Origin of the sequence: Pseudomonas sp. D3 (assembly GCF_029320995.1) — a bacterium.
GTDB lineage: Bacteria > Pseudomonadota > Gammaproteobacteria > Pseudomonadales > Pseudomonadaceae > Aquipseudomonas > Aquipseudomonas paraveronii.
The window spans coordinates 2,389,521-2,403,249 of the sequence record NZ_CP119772.1 but is presented as its reverse complement, the minus strand read 5'-3'; the positions used below and the strand labels follow the sequence as shown (position 1 = coordinate 2,403,249).

The 13,729-nt window shown below is 62.5% G+C and carries 12 protein-coding genes; 5 read left to right on the top strand and 7 right to left on the bottom strand.

The window, feature by feature from the left end; all coding sequences use genetic code 11:
* The first annotated feature begins 39 nt into the window (after positions 1-39).
* On the top strand, positions 40-1,866 hold the full coding sequence (locus tag P3S72_RS11105) for a glycoside hydrolase family 15 protein (RefSeq protein ID WP_276197362.1): 1,827 nt from the start codon (positions 40-42) through the stop codon (positions 1,864-1,866).
* Positions 1,867-2,011: 145 nt separating this feature from the next.
* A complete protein-coding gene (locus P3S72_RS11100) occupies positions 2,012-2,911 on the top strand; it encodes an alpha/beta hydrolase (RefSeq protein ID WP_276197361.1) in 900 nt (299 codons plus the stop codon).
* On the opposite strand, the gene P3S72_RS11095 is transcribed toward P3S72_RS11100, so the two are convergent.
* Positions 2,908-3,876 (bottom strand): helix-turn-helix domain-containing protein, encoded by a 969-nt coding sequence (locus tag P3S72_RS11095; RefSeq protein WP_276197360.1) that lies wholly within the window; start codon positions 3,874-3,876, stop codon positions 2,908-2,910. The two genes, P3S72_RS11100 and P3S72_RS11095, sit on opposite strands and share 4 nt — an antisense overlap.
* Before the next feature lie 89 nt (positions 3,877-3,965).
* Here P3S72_RS11095 and inhA point away from each other — a divergent pair, with 89 nt between their 5' ends.
* A complete protein-coding gene (inhA, locus tag P3S72_RS11090) occupies positions 3,966-4,646 on the top strand; it encodes an isonitrile hydratase (protein WP_276197359.1) in 681 nt (226 codons plus the stop codon).
* A gap of 219 nt (positions 4,647-4,865) precedes the next feature.
* Complete coding sequence (locus tag P3S72_RS11085; protein ID WP_276197358.1) at positions 4,866-6,320, top strand: mannose-1-phosphate guanylyltransferase/mannose-6-phosphate isomerase; 1,455 nt, start codon at positions 4,866-4,868, stop codon at positions 6,318-6,320.
* A gap of 3 nt (positions 6,321-6,323) precedes the next feature.
* On the opposite strand, the gene P3S72_RS11080 is transcribed toward P3S72_RS11085, so the two are convergent.
* The 4 genes from P3S72_RS11080 to P3S72_RS11065 form a co-directional block, all read right to left on the bottom strand.
* Positions 6,324-6,908 (bottom strand): DUF4174 domain-containing protein, encoded by a 585-nt coding sequence (locus tag P3S72_RS11080; RefSeq protein ID WP_276197357.1) that lies wholly within the window; start codon positions 6,906-6,908, stop codon positions 6,324-6,326.
* Between the two features lie 165 nt (positions 6,909-7,073).
* Entirely contained in the window at positions 7,074-7,706 is a 633-nt protein-coding gene (locus P3S72_RS11075; protein WP_276197356.1) for a glutathione S-transferase, read from the bottom strand.
* A 78-nt stretch (positions 7,707-7,784) separates the two neighbouring features.
* Positions 7,785-10,142: a DNA polymerase II gene (locus P3S72_RS11070; RefSeq protein ID WP_276197355.1), complete on the bottom strand. Its 2,358-nt coding sequence runs from the start codon at positions 10,140-10,142 to the stop codon at positions 7,785-7,787.
* Positions 10,143-10,235: 93 nt separating this feature from the next.
* Complete coding sequence (locus tag P3S72_RS11065) at positions 10,236-10,709, bottom strand: SRPBCC family protein (RefSeq protein ID WP_253394586.1); 474 nt, start codon at positions 10,707-10,709, stop codon at positions 10,236-10,238.
* A gap of 98 nt (positions 10,710-10,807) precedes the next feature.
* Between P3S72_RS11065 and P3S72_RS11060 the strand changes: the two genes are divergently transcribed.
* Positions 10,808-11,209, top strand: a complete 402-nt coding sequence (locus P3S72_RS11060) for a GFA family protein (RefSeq protein WP_276197354.1) — start codon at positions 10,808-10,810, stop codon at positions 11,207-11,209.
* Between the two features lies 1 nt (position 11,210).
* On the opposite strand, the gene mrdA is transcribed toward P3S72_RS11060, so the two are convergent.
* A complete protein-coding gene (gene mrdA / locus P3S72_RS11055) occupies positions 11,211-13,103 on the bottom strand; it encodes a penicillin-binding protein 2 (protein WP_276197353.1) in 1,893 nt (630 codons plus the stop codon).
* Between the two features lie 221 nt (positions 13,104-13,324).
* Positions 13,325-13,705, bottom strand: a complete 381-nt coding sequence (locus tag P3S72_RS11050; protein ID WP_276197352.1) for a cupin domain-containing protein — start codon at positions 13,703-13,705, stop codon at positions 13,325-13,327.
* Positions 13,706-13,729: the final 24 nt, after the last annotated feature.

The window sequence follows — 13,729 nt, the reverse complement described above, 5'->3', positions numbered from 1 at the left end:
TCGAGGGCGGCTTGCGCCTTTTCCCGGAGTATCGCGGCAATGGTTGATTTCAAGAACGAGCCTCAGAGCGCCATCGATGCCCACGGCATCATCGGCGACATGCGCAGTGCCGCATTGGTGAACGACAAGGGCAGCATCGACTTTTTCTGCTGGCCGGAATTCGACAGCCCCTCGATTTTCTGCGCGCTGCTCGACACCCCCGACGCCGGCATTTTCCAGCTGACGCCGGACCTGCCCAACGCCCGCCGCGAGCAGATCTACCTGCCTGACACCAACGTGCTGCAAACCCGCTGGCTCAGCGATGACGCCGTGGTGGAAATCACTGACTTTTTGACCATCAGTGAGGAGGTCGACGACCTGCCCCTGTTGATTCGCCGCGTGCGTGCGGTCAGCGGCCGGGTGACGATTCACCTGCGCTGCGCCGTGCGTCACGACTATGCGCGCACGCCCACCCACGCCAGCCTCGACAACGGCACCGTGTGTTTCGCCGCCGACGGCCAGCCCGGCCTGCGCCTGTCGAGCAGCCACCCCATGCAGATCGACGACAACGCCGCAGTGGCCAGCTTCGTCCTGGCCCAGGAAGAAGGCGCCGAATTCGTCCTCGGCGGGCAAGACGACCCGCGCGTCGACAGCCGTTGCACCGACCTGGCGCTGGCGCATAGCTTGAAATTCTGGCGTGGCTGGATCGCGCAATCGAACTACCGTGGGCGCTGGCGCGAAATGGTCAACCGCTCGGCCCTGGCCCTGAAACTTTTGACCTCGCGCAAACATGGCGCGATCATCGCCGCCGCCACCTTCGGCCTGCCGGAATCGCCCGGCGGCGAGCGCAACTGGGACTACCGCTACACCTGGATCCGCGACGCCTCGTTCACCGTCTACGCCTTCATGCGCCTGGGTTTTGTCGAAGAAGCCAATCACTACATGCGCTGGCTCAGAGGCCGGGTCAGCGACTGCTGCGACCAGCCCGCCAAGATCAACATCCTGTATGGCATCGACGGCCGCCAGGAACTGCCGGAAGCCCAACTGACGCACTTGCGCGGGCATGGCGGCGCGACGCCGGTGCGTATCGGCAACGAGGCGTTCGACCAGGTTCAACTGGACATCTACGGCGAGTTGATGGACGCGGTTTACCTGGTCAACAAATACGGCGAAGCCATTTCCCACGAAGGCTGGAAACACACGGTAGAACTCGCGGATCAGGTCTGCGATATCTGGAACCGCAAAGACGTGGGTATCTGGGAAATGCGCGGCGAGCAGCATCACTTCCTGCACTCGCGGCTGATGTGCTGGGTCGCGCTGGACCGTGCGATTCGCCTGGCGTCCAAGCGCTCGTTGCCGGCGCCGTTCGCGCGCTGGGACCAGACGCGCCAGGCGATCTACGCGGATATCTGGGGTAACTTCTGGAACGAAGAACGCGGGCACTTTGTGCAGCATACCGGCAGCACCGCGCTGGACGGTTCGATGCTGCTCATGCCGCTGGTGCGCTTCGTCGCCGCCACCGATCCGCGCTGGCTCTCGACCCTCGCAGCGATCCAGAAAAGCCTGGTGCGCGACGGCATGGTCTATCGCTATCGCAACGACGACAGCCAGATCGACGGCCTGCAAGGCACCGAAGGCGCGTTTGCCGCCTGCTCGTTCTGGTACGTCGAATGCCTGGCCCGCGCCGGGCAGGTGGAAAAGGCGCATCTGGAGTTTGAACAGTTGCTGCGGTATGCCAACCCGCTGGGGTTGTACGCCGAAGAGTTCGACAACCAGGCGCGGCACTTGGGCAATATGCCTCAGGCATTGAGCCATTTGGCGCTGATCAGCGCGGCGACGTTTCTGGACCGCAAATTGAGCGGCGAGAAGACGGTGTGGCAACCTTGAACACCACCCGTCGAGGCCGTGACGGCGGTGAGTCAGCCAACCTGAATGCAGGACACACTTGATCCTCGACGCTCTCAGACTTGTGGCTTTAGCGGATCGGCATTAGTTTCATCAGCAGTCATCGCCCAGCCGACAGGAGCCCACCATGCGCATCGCCCCTCCGCTGCTTCACATACGCACCTCTATGCTCGATGTGGCGTATGAAGCCCACGGCCCCGTCGGCGGTGAGCCGGTAATCCTGCTGCATGGCTTCCCCTACGACCCTCGCGGCTATGACGACATCGCCCCGGCCCTGGCCGAGCGCGGTTGCCGGGTGTTGGTGCCGTACTTGCGCGGCTATGGCCCGACGCGGTTTATCAACGCGCACGTGATGCGCTCCGGGCAACAAGCGGCGTTGGCCAAGGACCTGTTGGACTTCATGGATGCGCTGAGTATCCCGCGGGCCACCCTCGCAGGTTATGACTGGGGCGGGCGCGCGGCGTGTATTGTCGCGGCGCTGTGGCCGGAACGGGTGCGCGGGTTGGTGAGCGGCGATGGCTATAACATCCAGGACATTGCCAAGTCTCTCGAACCCAGGTCGCCGGAAACGGAGCATCTGTTGTGGTACCAGTTCTACTTCCACACCCCGCGTGGCGTGGATGGGTTGACCGCCAATCGCCGGGCGTTTTGCCAATTGCTGTGGTCACTGTGGTCGCCCTCCTGGGCCGCAGGGCCAAGCCTGTACGGCCAAAGCGCGCCATCGTTCGATAACCCGGACTTTGTCGACGTGGTGATTCACTCCTACCGTCACCGCTTCATGTACGCGCCGGGCGATCCCGCACTGGCGTCCATCGAACAGGCGCTGGCGCTGCAACCGACGATCACGGTGCCGACGATTTCGCTGTGCGGCGCCGACGATGGCGTGGGCCCGCCGCCGCTGGAGGATGACGATGCGCAGCACTTCAGCGGCGTCTATCGGCGGCAGGTGCTGCCCGGCGTGGGCCACAATATTCCTCAGGAAGCGCCGCAAGCGACCCTTGCGGCGCTCCTGGAACTGCTCGCCTAGGCCACTGGCGAAAAGCGCTCGCGATAGGCCTGCGGCGTCACTGACAAGACCCGCAGGAAGCTGCGCCGCAAGGTCTCTTCGCAGCCGAACCCGCACTGCACGGCGATGCGTTTGATCGATGCGCTGCTGTCCGCCAGTTGCCGGCGGGCGGTTTCGACGCGGATCAACTCGACGGCACGCGCGGGGGTCTGGCCGGTTTCGGCGCGGTAATGGCGCACGAAGCTGCGCTCGCTCATGCCGGCCTGGGCGGCCAGGGTGGCGAGGGTCAGGTCGAGGGTCAGGTGTTCCGCGATCCACGCGTGCAACTCGGCGAAGCGGCTGTCGCCTTTTTGCAATGACAAGGTCACGCTGAATTGCGATTGCCCCCCGGGACGCTTGAGGAACACCACCAGGTGCCGCGCCACTTCCAGCGCCACGGCACGGCCCAGGTCTTCTTCCACCAGGGCCAGGCACAGGTCGATACCGGCGGTCACACCGGCCGACGTCCACACCGCACCCTGCTGGATGAAAATCGGGTTGGACTCCACCGTCAGCGCCGGGAATTTGCGCGCCAGTTCTTCACAGCGCGTCCAGTGGGTCGCCACGCGGCAACCGTCAAGCAAGCCACTGGCCGCCAGCAAAAAAGCCCCGGTACACACCGACGCCATACGCCGGGTGTGCCGGGCTTTTTCGCGCACCCAGTCCACCAGCGCCGGGTCTTCGGCGGCGCCGTACACGCCCCAGCCACCGGCGATGATCAGGGTGTCGCAAGGCGTGTCGACGGCCGGCAACGGCTCGGCCACCAGCGCCAGGCCGGCGGAGGTCATCACCGGCGCCGTCTGGGCGGCGATCACCGCGACCGCGTAGGGCAACGGCGCACCGCGCTGGCGCGCCAGGTCGTTGGCGGACGCGAACACCTGCAAGGGCCCGGTCACATCGAGCACTTGGGCATTATCAAAAGCGAGTACGTGAATGAGTCGAGGCATGATTGGCGTGATGTGTGGGTTCAATGGCGTATTCGCCAAAGCCTAGGCCTCTAGAGTGAAGCCGTCCACCCTTTATCGGAGCTTCGTTCATGACCTTGCAGATCGGTTTTCTGTTGTTCCCCGGCATCCAACAACTGGACCTCACCGGCCCCTATGACGTGTTGGGTTCGCTGCCGGATGTGAAATTGCACCTAGTGTGGAAAGACCTCGCGCCGGTCACGTCCAGCACCGGATTGGTGTTCACGCCGACCATGACTTACGCCGACTGCCCGACCCTGGATGTGCTCTGCGTCCCCGGCGGCAGTGGCGTCGGCCCGTTGATGGAAGACCCGCAAACCCTCGACTTCCTCAGGGCCCAGGCGCTCACCGCGCGTTATGTCACCTCAGTGTGTACCGGTTCGCTGGTGCTCGGTGCGGCCGGCTTGCTGCGCGGTCGCAAGGCCACCACCCATTGGGCGTACCACGACCTGCTCGCCCCGCTCGGCGCCATCCCGGTACAAGCACGCGTGGTGCGTGACGGCAACCTGTTCACTGGCGGCGGGATTACTGCAGGGATCGACTTCGCCCTAACCCTGGCGGCTGAGCTGTACGACGAAGCGACCGCGCAACTGGTGCAGTTGCAGATCGAATACGCACCGGCGCCGCCGTTCAATTCAGGCCGGCCGGATACCGCGCCCACGTCGGTGTTGGAAGAAGCCAACAAGCGCACGGCCGAGTCGCGCAAGGTCCGGGGCGAGATCACTGCGCGGGCGGCCGCTCGACTGGGTTGACACTGGCCGATGTTCGTCGTGGGCGGTCGCGCTGAACGGCAACCCGCTCTTCGACGCCGCGCTCTCGCACAGCGTTTCAGCGACGTGGACGGCATCCTGATGCTCAACACGTCACAGTTGCCGCTGCGCGGCTAGTCGCCGATGATGCGGGTCACCGCGATTGCGATCAGGCTTGATCCCAAAGGCGTGGGCCGTCCTTTCCACCCAAGAAGTCCATTGATGAATACCCACGACGGATTAATTCCCTGCATCATTTCCGGCGGTTCGGGTACCCGACTGTGGCCAGTGTCCCGGCAGAACATGCCCAAGCCGTTCATGCACATGCGCGATGGCCAGAGCCTGCTGCAGAAAACCTTCCTGCGCGCCAGCCGCCTGCCCGGTGTGGAAAACGTGCTCACCGTCACCAACCGTGACCTGCTGTTTCGCACCCTGGATGACTACCGTCTGGTGAACAAGGCCCAGCTGCCCCTGGACTTGTTGCTGGAGCCCTTCGGCCGCAACACGGCAGCGGCGATTGCCGTGGCGGCGCTGCATGTGCAGGAGCACTTTGGCGACGATGCCCAGTTGCTGGTGATGCCCGCCGACCATTTGATCCTCAATGAAACCGCGTTTGCCGTGGCCGTGAGCCAGGCCCGCGAACTGGCCGAAGCCGGCCATCTGGTGACCTTCGGTATTGAGCCTGATCGCCCCGAAACCGGCTTCGGCTATATCGAACAAGGTGCCGCGCTGGGGGCGGGAAACCGGGTCAACCGCTTTGTCGAAAAACCCGACCGGGCCACCGCGCAAGGCTACCTCGACGGCGGCAAGCACCTGTGGAACGCCGGCATATTCTGCTTCAAGGCCAGCACCCTGGTGAACGAGCTGACCACCCATGCCCCGCAGGTGATGGCGGCCGCCAAGGCTGCGCTGGCGCACAGCCAGAGTTTGCAGAATACAACCTCGCGCCAGCGTGAACTGGATGCCGAAGGCTTCGGCAGCGCACCGGACCTGTCCATCGACGTGGCGCTGATGGAGAAGTCCGCGCAGGTGGCCGTGGTGCCCTGCGACATCGGCTGGAGCGATATCGGCTCCTGGGAAGCCCTGCGCCAGCTCACCCCCAGCGATGCCCAGGGCAACCAGGTCAATGGCGAAGCGATTCTGCATGACGTACACAACTGCTACATCGACTCGCCCAAGCGCGTACTCGGCGCGGTGGGCGTGCGCGATCTGATCATCGTCGACACCGCCGACGCCCTGCTGATCGCCGATGCCAATCGCAGCCAGGATGTGCGCCACATCGTGGCCGAGCTCAAGCGCCAGAACCATCCGGCGTACAACCTGCACCGCACAGTGACGCGACCATGGGGCACCTACACCGTGCTGGAGGAAAGTGCGCGCTTCAAGATCAAGCGCATTGTGGTCAAGCCGCTGGCGTCACTGTCGTTGCAGATGCATCACCACCGCAGCGAACACTGGGTGGTGGTCAGCGGTACCGCACAGATCACCAATGGCGAGCGGGAATTTCTGATCAACGCCAACGAGTCCACCTACATTCCGGCCGGGCACAAACACCGCCTCACCAACCCCGGCATCATCGAGTTGGTGATGATCGAGGTGCAGAGCGGCGAGTACCTGGGCGAAGACGACATTGTGCGCTTTGACGATATCTACGGGCGCGCGCCCGCAGAAGGATAGGCCTCAGTCATCCAATGGCTGAGGGGCCGGTTTGCTGCCAGGTTTCGCCGGCTTGGCGGGCTTGGCGCCCTTGGCCGGAGCGGGTGCGACAGGTTCGGGCTCTGCAGCGGCGGCGGCTTCTTTCTCGGCCATCGGCATCTGATCGATGGCGCTGAAGAAGTCCTTCAAGTCGAGGGTATCCGGTGGCACGGTCTTCTCAACTTTCTTCTCACCATCCTTGCCCACCAGGATCACTTTGGTGCCGCTGCCGGCGCCTAATTTGAGGGCGCGGATCAGCGCGTTGGTTTCAGGCGGTGTGAGCTTCTTGTTGTCCTTGGGGTCCTTGGCGAACTTCTCCCCTTCGGCACCGATGCTGCCAAACTTCACGGTGTACAACACCATGCCGCGCTCTTCAAAGGACTGCTTGGTGGCAGGCTCGTCCAGCTGTTTCTTGAGCTTGACCAATGTTTCATTGCCGGAATCAAGCTCCACCACCACCAGCGGTCGGGCCTTGCCCAAATCCTGCTTGAGCGGGTTGATATCAGCAGCAGCCAACAGCGGCCCCGTAAAAGCCATCAAGGTAGCCAGGGTCAGCGACCGGATGAGCATGCGCACCTCCTTTGAATTCCATGCAGGGTTCTTGAGTTTCATGTCTGCGACAGCCAAATTCAAGGATGATTCCTACACCACCTTGAGAAAGCGTAGGCCAGGACACCTGCTACGCAAGGGATTGGGTCGGTTTGGCGGCCATTGTTTCTTTTGGTTGCCGAAATATTAAGAGACCTCGCACTCCGGCCAATGCCGAGCAAACACAGGCGCCACGAGCGGATCGGCATCCACCCTGTCCAGGGTCTGCGCAAACGCCGACCGCGAGGCGTGCAACGCCTCTCGCGCCGCATCCCAGCGCGACACCGCCGCCGCCATGATGCCCAGGGCATTCGGCTGCTGATCGGCGGCGAACAATTGGTCGGCAAACTGATCGGCGAACACCAACCAGGCCCGGTGCAGGTAGTGGCGCGTGCCGCTGATCAATTGTGCTTGCGCGGCCTCATCGGCGTCGCCCAGCCAGCGCGTCGGGTAGTCGATGATGCCGATTGCCGAGTAGCAATTGGCGGCGATGTACACCAGGCCGCGGAGGATCTGCGCACGGTTGTCGGCGAGTAGATTGGCGGCAGGGAATTCCAGGCCCAGGTGGATCAGGATCGCCGCGCTTTCCGTCAGCACCTGGCCATCGGGCGTTACCAGCGTGGGGATCTGTTTGAGCGGGTTGATACGCGCGAGCGCTTCGCTGCCCTCGCCGTCCTGCCAGGAGCTGGCGTCTACCCGATGCCATGGCACCGCGCAACGCTGCAGGGCAATTTCGATCATGCATGAGCCGGAGTCGTCGGTGCCGTAGAGCGTGTACATGGGGGACCTCCTTGGTATCACGTAGCAATTGCCGAGCACGCCAACAGCGTAGACGCTCACCCGCGCGAGGCAAATAGTTTAGAACAGGCCCATTTGCCCGCCGACCAGGGTGCCGAAGTCGTCATTCACAAACGGCAGGATCGCATCGGCCACTGGCTGCAATTGCCGGGTGACGTAGTGGTCATAGTCGATCGGTGCCTGGCGCACTTCCAGCGGTTCCGGGCCGTTGACGCTGATCACGTAGCTGATCCAGCCACCGCGCTGGTACTGGCGCGGGCGGTTCATGCGGTCGTTGTAGTCGTCGGCCAGGCGCGCAGCGCGCACGTGCGGCGGGACGTTGCGCTCGTAGTCGTCCAACCGCCGGCGCAGGCGCTTGCGGTAGATCAGCAGCTCGTCGAATTCGCCGCTCAAGGTGCGCCGCACGTAGTCGCGCACGTAATCCTGATAGGGCTGGCGGTGGAAGATACGATGGTAGAGCTCCTGCTGGAATTGCCGGGCCAGGGGCGACCAGTCGCTGCGCACGGTTTCCAGGCCCTTGTAGACCATCTCTTCGCTGCCGTCGCCGCGCACCACCAAGCCGGCGTAACGCTTCTTGCTGCCCTCCTCGGCGCCGCGAATGGTCGGCATGAGGAAGCGCGTGAAGTGGGTTTCGTATTGCAACTCCAGGGCGCTGTGCAGGCCGAATGCAGTGTGCAAATGCGCGCGCCACCAATCGTTGACGTGTTGCACCAGCGCCTGGCCGATGCGGCTGGCGTCCTCCTGGGAGTGCGCGCCACCGAGCCAGACGAAGGTGGAATCGGTGTCGCCGTAGATCACTTCATAGCCCTGGGCTTCGACCAGTTCGCGGGTCTGGCGCATGATCTGATGGCCGCGCAGGGTGATCGACGACGCCAGGCGCGTATCGAAGAACCGGCAACCGCTGGAACCGAGGACGCCGTAGAAGGCGTTCATGATGATTTTCAGCGCTTGGGACAACGGCGCATTGCGTTCGCGCTTGGCCTCTTCGCGACCTTCGGAGATGCGCGCAACAATGGCCGGCAGGCAGTGCCGGGTGCGGGAAAACCGGGCGCCGCGAAAGCCTTCCACTGACTCGCTGTCATCGGGGTGCTTGAGGCCTTCGATCAGGCCCACGGGGTCGATCAGGAAGCTGCGGATAATCGACGGGTAAAGGCTTTTGTAGTCCAGCACCAACACCGATTCGTAGAGGCCGGGGCGTGAATCCATGACAAATCCGCCGGGGCTGGCCTGGGGCGGTTTGTCGCCCAGGTTCGGCGCGACGAAGCCTTGGCGGTGCATCAGCGGCAGGTACAGGTGGGTGAATGCGGCCACGGAGCCACCGTTGCGGTCGGCCGGCAAGCCGGTGACGCTGGCCCGTTCCAGCAGGAATTTAAGCAGCTCGGTCTTCTCGAAAATCCGCGTGACCAGCTCGCAGTCCTTGAGGTTGTAACGCGCCAGGGCCGGCTTGTCCTCGGCGAACATGCGGTTGATTTCGTCCATTCGCTGGTAGGGCGTGGAGATGTCCTTGCCTTCGCCGAGCAGGGTTTGCGCGACGTTTTCCAGGCTGAAGGATTCAAAACTCCAGGTGGCCGAGCGCAGCGCTTCGATACCGTCGATGATCAGCCGCCCCGCCGCGGCCGCGAAGTAATGATTGCGGCTGCCGTGCTCGCGCCAGGCCATGGGCTCATCGCCCCGGCCGAGCAAGAGTGGCACGTTGAGACGCTGGGCGTGTTCGTGGAGCACGCGCAGGTCGAACTGCACCACATTCCAGCCGATGATCGCGTCGGGGTCATGCGTGGCGAGCCATTGGTTGAGGCGCTCGAGCAATTGGCCGCGGGTGTCGCAATAGTCGAGTTTGAAGTCCACCGCATCGGTTTTGTTCGGCGGGCCGAGCATGTACACCTGGCGCTCGCCACAGCCTTCGAGGGCGATGGAATACAGATCACCCTGGGCGGTGGTCTCGATGTCCAGGGACACCAGCTTGAGCGGCGGGCGATAGTCGGGCGCGGGTTTCATCTGCGCGTCGAGCAGCGCGCCCGTGGCGTCGGGGGTGCCGTCGAACCACACGGGGGCGGTGATGAAACGCTCCATCATGTAACGCTCGGGCGGGCGCACGTCACCTTCGTAGACATCGACACCGGCGGCGCGCAGGCGTTTTTCCAGGTCCATCAGTTGCCGATGCTGGCGGGTGTAGAGGCCCAACACCTTGCGGTGATGGAAATCGCACAGCTCCAGCGGGCGCAATTCGACATCGCGCTCGCCCTTGAGCAGCCAATCCAGCGGCTTGCGATGGGCTTCGGGGATGAACATCACCGAGGTTTGCACAGGGAGGCGGATAAACCTCGGCCCCTGGTCGGTGGCCAGCCAGAAACTGACCTGCGTCCCCGCCGGGGTATCGCGCCAATGCCGGGTCAGGACAAAACCCTGCTGTAAATCCACCGTGACGCACCTCAGGAATCGCTTTCAGGGCGTGATTCTACTCGGCATCCGGCCAAACGCGGCACGTTAACGCGCACACAGCGCGCAATCGCCTCAGGCGATGCCTTGGTGGAAGTGGCTCAGGTAGCCTTCGATATTGCGCATTTGCTCGTCCCATCCGCGGGAATTCATTTTGAAGGCTTTCAGGCGGCGGGCTTCGGGCACTGCGTCGAAGCCGGATTCAACGACCCGCAGCAAAATGCCCGGGGCGCGGTCTTCAACGGTGAACTCCACCAGCGTCGGTGTTTCCTTGTCGTAGTCGATGCCTTTTTCTACGGCGAAGGGGTGCCACGAGAACGAAAACCGCGTCTGCGGCAAGATGTGTTCGATCCTGGCCTTCCAGATCACGTGTTCGTAACCTGGGTAAGTGATCGGCGCTTCGATCGTTTCCCCGGCGACAAAGGTCTTGCCCTTGAGGGCGATGCCAAACCAGCGGCCGAATTGCTCGGCATCGGTGAGCGCCTCCCACACCTTTTTGCGTGGAGCGTTCAGTAGGACTTTCCGTTCGATTCGATCTGATACGTGCATACGTCACCTCCTCCATTGACAGTAGGCGACATCGACCAATGCGCAACCTTGGGTTCTGCGCGATGATGATGCCCCCATCGTTGACCCGGCCATAGGTTATGACTGACCCGTTGAATGGAAGTTGCTTCTGTAAAGCCGTGCGCTACCAGGTGGACAGCCTGGACATGCCCATCAGCCACTGCCACTGCGATAGCTGTCGCAAGGTGCATGCGGCGGCGTTTGTGAGCACCGCCGGCGTGATGCGTGAACATTTTCGCTGGACGCAGGGCGAGGAACTGTTGGCGGCCTTCGAATCTTCGCCAGGCAAATTCAGGCGTTTCTGCTCACGCTGTGGCTCACATCTGATGGCCGAGCGTGGGCATCAGCCCCATGTGATTGTGCGGGTGGCGACGCTGGACGATGATCCGGGTGTCAGGCCCACCGCGCATATCTGGACGGCCCATGATGTGCCGTGGCTGGCACATGAGGGCGTGGAGCAGTGGGACGAATGGCAGGTGTGAGTCAGACGTGAGGGTCGCCGGGGGCTTTGCTCGGCGTCGCATATTGCGGCTTCAGGTGGCCTTCGTGGTCGAGCAGCCAGGCGTCCATGATCTGGCGCACCACCGGGCCTGCGACGCGGCCACCGGCCTCGCCGTTTTCGATCATCACCGAAATCACGATTTGAGGGTGCTCCGCCGGCGCAAACCCGACAAACAGCGCGTTGTCACGGTGGCGCTCCAGGGTTTTGTCGCGGTTGTAGCGCTCACCCTGCTTGATCGCCACCACCTGCGCGGTACCACTCTTGCCGGCAATCCGGTATTGAGCACCCTGCGCGGCCGCCCGAGCGATCCCGCGGGGGTCGTGCATCACCAGTTGCATCCCGTGGTTGACCTGTTCCCAGTCACGCGGGTCCTTGAGGACCACGTTAGGCATCGGGTGCTCATCCACTGGCGCCACGCCGTTGATAGTCTTGGCCAGGCGCGGTCGATTCCATACGCCTTTATTGGCAATCAACGCGGTGGCCTGGGCCAATTGCAGCGGCGTGACCTGCATATAACCCTGGCCGATGCCGAGGATCACCGTTTCGCCCGGGAACCAGGGTTGGCGCCGTGTCGCGCGCTTCCAGGCCTGGGACGGCATCAGGCCAGCTGACTCTTCGAACATGTCCAGGGAGACTTTCTGGCCGAGGCCAAATTCGGCCAGGTAGTCATGTAGGCGGTCGATGCCCAGCTTGTGGGCCAGGTCGTAAAAATAGGTGTCGTTGGAGCGCATGATGGCCGCGTCCATATCCACCCAACCATCACCGCTGTGGTTCCAGTTGCGGTATTTGTGGTCAAAGTCGGGCAATTGGTAGTAACCGGGGTCGAACACACGGGTCTGGGCGGTCACTACCCCGCTGTCGAGACCCGCGATGGCCACTTCCGGCTTGATGGTCGAGCCCGGCGCATAGAGACCGCGCAGGACGCGGTTGAACAGCGGACGGTCGATAGAATCATGCAGGGCCGCATATTCCTTGAAGCTGATGCCGGTGACGAACAGGTTGGGGTCGAAGCTGGGCTTGCTGACCATAGCCAGTACTTCGCCGGTTTGCGGGTCGAGTGCTACCACCGAGCCACGGCGATCGCCCAAGGCTTCTTCAGCCGCTTCCTGGAGTTTGACGTCGAGGCTCAGCACGATGTTTTTGCCGGGGATCGGGTCGGTATGCTTGAGCACGCGCAGTACGCGTCCCTGGGCGTTGGTCTCGACTTCTTCATAGCCGACATGGCCATGCAGCTCTGACTCGTAGAACCGCTCGATGCCAGTCTTACCGATGGACTGCGTGCCGCGGTACTCCACCGAGTCGAGGGTCTTGGATTCTTTTTCGTTGATGCGGCCAACGTAACCGATGGAGTGAGCGAAGTGCGCGCCCAGGGGATAGTGGCGAACGAATTGCGGTTCGACGTCTACGCCGGGCAGACGGAACTCATTGACGGCGAGTTCGGCGATCTGTTCTTCGGTCAGCTCATAAAACAACGTAACCGGCACAAAAGGATGCCGCGCCTGCTTCAGCGCCTTGTCGAACACGGCGCGGTCTTCTGCCGGTAGGTGCAGCAGACTGACGATCTCGTCCAGCTCGCCCTTGAGGTCGGTGGTGCGCTCACGGGTGATGATCAGGTTGTAGCTTGGGCGGTTGTCAGCCAGCACAACGCCGTTGCGGTCATAGATCAAGCCACGAGTCGGCGTGATGGGCAGTACGTGGACACGGTTGTTTTCAGAAATCGTCGAGTGATAGTCGAATTGCACCACCTGTAGGAAATACAGGCGGCCCACCAGAGCACAGGTGATGCCGATCACCAACAAGGCGCAGGCGAACAGGCGTTTGTTGACCAGGCGGTTTTCGTTTTCGTGGTCTTTGATCGGTATCGGTTCAGGCATTTCTACAGCATCTCGTTGAAAAAGGTCGACGCCGCGTCCTGCGGATGAAAGATCAATCCTTGTGAAAATGTGCTGCACCATAGCAAAAATGCAGAAACACTTTGCATCGATTTCCCAAACGGTAGCCTGGAAGGGTCGTGTGGTGCAGGCGGTACCGAGCGTCGGGGGACGAGGCCACTGTTGCCAGATGGCGACGGTGGCCTGGAACAGCAGGATGGATTTCAGATCCACTGGTCGTTCATGGCGGTGCGGTCTCCCCCTTCATGGCCGGTGTTCAAGATGCCGCGAGGTTCGATCATCATCAGTTTGGCTTCGCCTTCGGCGGCCGTCCGGTGTTCTATTCCGCGAGGAACGACATACAACTCCCCCGGCGCCACATACACGGGACCTTCCGGAAGGTCGATACGCAGTGTCCCTTCAAGCACGAGAAACGCCTCGTCGGTTTCTGGATGTGAGTGCCAGATGAACTCGCCTTCGATGCGTACAACCTTGAACTGGTAGTCGTTCATCTCGGCTACGACTCTTGGGCTCCACTGTTCACTGATGAGTGAAGCTTTTTGCGCGAGATTTACAGGTTGTGCTGAGTGCTGTTGCTGAGCCATGACCAATCCTCTGGTAGATGAGAG

What these genes read in the sequence shown, in the direction of transcription:
- P3S72_RS11050 (WP_276197352.1), bottom strand. Translation starts at nt 13,705, where the DNA reads ATGGCTCAGCAACAGCACTCAGCACAACCTGTAAATCTCGCGCAAAAA.
- P3S72_RS11100 (WP_276197361.1), top strand. Translation starts at nt 2,012, where the DNA reads ATGCGCATCGCCCCTCCGCTGCTTCACATACGCACCTCTATGCTCGAT.
- mrdA (WP_276197353.1), bottom strand. Translation starts at nt 13,103, where the DNA reads ATGCCTGAACCGATACCGATCAAAGACCACGAAAACGAAAACCGCCTG.
- P3S72_RS11080 (WP_276197357.1), bottom strand. Translation starts at nt 6,908, where the DNA reads ATGCTCATCCGGTCGCTGACCCTGGCTACCTTGATGGCTTTTACGGGG.
- P3S72_RS11065 (WP_253394586.1), bottom strand. Translation starts at nt 10,709, where the DNA reads ATGCACGTATCAGATCGAATCGAACGGAAAGTCCTACTGAACGCTCCA.
- P3S72_RS11060 (WP_276197354.1), top strand. Translation starts at nt 10,808, where the DNA reads ATGACTGACCCGTTGAATGGAAGTTGCTTCTGTAAAGCCGTGCGCTAC.
- P3S72_RS11095 (WP_276197360.1), bottom strand. Translation starts at nt 3,876, where the DNA reads ATGCCTCGACTCATTCACGTACTCGCTTTTGATAATGCCCAAGTGCTC.
- P3S72_RS11075 (WP_276197356.1), bottom strand. Translation starts at nt 7,706, where the DNA reads ATGTACACGCTCTACGGCACCGACGACTCCGGCTCATGCATGATCGAA.
- P3S72_RS11105 (WP_276197362.1), top strand. Translation starts at nt 40, where the DNA reads ATGGTTGATTTCAAGAACGAGCCTCAGAGCGCCATCGATGCCCACGGC.
- P3S72_RS11085 (WP_276197358.1), top strand. Translation starts at nt 4,866, where the DNA reads ATGAATACCCACGACGGATTAATTCCCTGCATCATTTCCGGCGGTTCG.
- inhA (WP_276197359.1), top strand. Translation starts at nt 3,966, where the DNA reads ATGACCTTGCAGATCGGTTTTCTGTTGTTCCCCGGCATCCAACAACTG.